Source organism: bacterium (assembly GCA_037131655.1).
In the GTDB taxonomy this organism is placed as follows: Bacteria; Armatimonadota; Fimbriimonadia; order Fimbriimonadales; family JBAXQP01; genus JBAXQP01.
In genome coordinates, this window is sequence record JBAXQP010000368.1 from 1 (window position 1) to 2,316 (window position 2,316).

The window sequence follows — 2,316 nt, forward strand, 5'->3', positions numbered from 1 at the left end:
GTTAGGCCTGGAGAAGGTTTGTGCCAAAGCAACCCCTCCAAAACCTTCAGGTGATTTTTTAGGGCTTAATGGAATAGCGCTCACGGGCGGATTGCCTGAATACATAAGCACTTTGCCGACGATTTCATCCGATGAGATAAACCCAAAATCACGGCTATCCCAAGAAACTCTCATATTATCACCTTGAACAAAGATCCTTGGGGGACCGCTAATGGAACTCTCAAAACGGCGAATGCGCTTAATCAGCAGACCATCATCGTGATTGAGAACGACCACATCGTTTTCGCGGGGAGGGCCAAATAGCCAATAGGCGCGTGTGATGACAACAATACTGCCGTTGTGAAGCGTAGGTTCCATCGACTCCCCACGCACGACAGCCAACCGAAAACTTATTGCAATAAAGAAAGCAAAGCAAACAAATAGCCCAAAGGCGATTAGGCTTCGTTTTAGGTTGTAATCCTTGTTAGGCTTTTGGATATCAATCATGTTCTTAATCTCATTATACAAAACTCTTCAGAATACTTTCTCAAAAAGTTATACGTGAAAAACCATCTTCTATAGATATTACGTGCAACATGGCGATAAGGGTTCATTAATTTTACGTTTGAGAATCTACAAGGTTCAATTAACTTTTCATATTCTGAATACAATTACTAGAGGTAGAATAAGTGTCAAGGTGTTCGAATGCTTATTTCTACTACACAACAATTATCGGAATTCTGTAAATGTATCACTGGGTCAGAGCTAATTTGTATCGATACTGAATTTATTCGAGAAGATAGCTACCTACCTCGACTTGAAACGATACAAATTCGAGCTGGGGAAGAAATCGCCATCATCGATTTTCCCGTAATCAAAGACTTGTCCGAGCTTTGGCGTATCCTTTATACGCCTGGAGTGACAAAGGCGTTTCATGCTTGCCAACAAGATTTGGAGCTGCTCTATCAAGCCTCCGGACAAGTAATGTGCGATGTTTTCGATACCCAAGTGGCTTCAGCGGTAGTTGGCTATGGCGAACAGATCGGTTACGGCCAGTTAGTCAAGCAGATTACCGGCGTAGCCTTGAGTAAGTCCCAATCATACACAGCCTGGGGTGTCCGACCGCTCACTCAAGCTCAAATTGATTACGCGATGGATGATGTTCGCTATATGCCGGCGCTTGTTGAGCACCTTCGAGAACGCCTCGAAACACTTGGCCGATTGGATTGGGCAAAAGGTGAATTCTCAACTTTGGAACAAGCCGTTCTGGAAGAGCCGACACCCTTAAGCGAACTCTATCTTCGCGTCCGCAATATGGATAACCTTGAACGGCGCGAGCTTGCTATCCTGCGCGAACTTACCTGCTGGCGAGAAGAAGAAGCCCTTTATCGGAATAAATTGCCTCAGCGCTTATTACGTGATGAATTGCTGGTTAGTCTCTCCCGACGCCCTCCTGAGAGTGTTGGAGAGCTTCGCCGAATGCGTGGTTTCCCCCCCTTTGAGGCTGATCGATTGGGAAGTGAGATCATAGCGGCCGTTAAAAAAGCGCTTGCGGTCCCACCTGAACAGTGGCCTGAAAAACCAAAATCTCGAAGCATCGATCCTGCTACCCAAGCGGTAATGGCGCTAGTACAAGCTTTTATTCGCGGACGAGCAGTCGACGAACAAGTCGCATGGGGACTTCTTTGCAACAGCGCCAACCTTGAGGAAATAGTTTCCAAACGCAAAACCATCAAAGCAGGCGACACCCACATTCTCTCAGGCTGGCGCTATGAACTGGTCGGCAAAGACTTGCTCCGCCTGTTGAATGGCGATCTTGCCCTTTCTTTCGACCCCGAAACAGGGCGTGTTAGGGTTCAATAAATTTATTCTCGCCTTTCATATAAGATTCAAGCAGGTATCGCATGAAGTAATGTCGAATGTTATTATCAAGCAAGTTTTGCCGGCTCAATAATCAGAAAGGTGGTAAATTATGATAGCTCAATTAGAATTTCTTGGCGCAGCCGAAACAGTTACAGGATCGAAATATCTTTTAACGGTCGGTGATTATAAATTACTGGTCGACTGCGGACTCTATCAAGGGGCATCTGAGTTAAAAGCTCTCAATTGGATGCCATTGGATGTTCCTCCGTCTGAGATAGATGCGGTTGTATTGACCCATGGCCATATCGACCACATCGGTTATCTGCCAAAATTAGTTAAAGATGGGTTCAAAGGACCGATCTTTGCAAGTCCGGGAACCATCGATATCGCTTTGATCTCCCTTCCAGATGCTGCCCACTTGCAGGAAGAAGACGCAAGGTATGCCAATAAGAAAGGGTTTTCAAAGCACAAACC

The 2,316-nt window shown here is 45.7% G+C and carries 3 protein-coding genes; 2 read left to right on the top strand and 1 reads right to left on the bottom strand.

Annotation, left to right across the window (positions count from 1 at the left end; all coding sequences use genetic code 11):
- A partial coding sequence (locus tag WCO51_12545) for a S26 family signal peptidase (GenBank protein ID MEI6514081.1) occupies positions 1-486 on the bottom strand: 486 nt, incomplete at its 3' end.
- A gap of 198 nt (positions 487-684) precedes the next feature.
- Between WCO51_12545 and rnd the strand changes: the two genes are divergently transcribed.
- The gene (gene rnd, locus WCO51_12550) at positions 685-1,842 is read left to right on the top strand and encodes a ribonuclease D (protein ID MEI6514082.1); all 1,158 of its coding nucleotides are present in this window, start codon (positions 685-687) and stop codon (positions 1,840-1,842) included.
- Positions 1,843-1,951: 109 nt separating this feature from the next.
- On the top strand, positions 1,952-2,316 hold a 365-nt coding region (locus WCO51_12555; GenBank protein ID MEI6514083.1), incomplete at its 3' end, for an MBL fold metallo-hydrolase.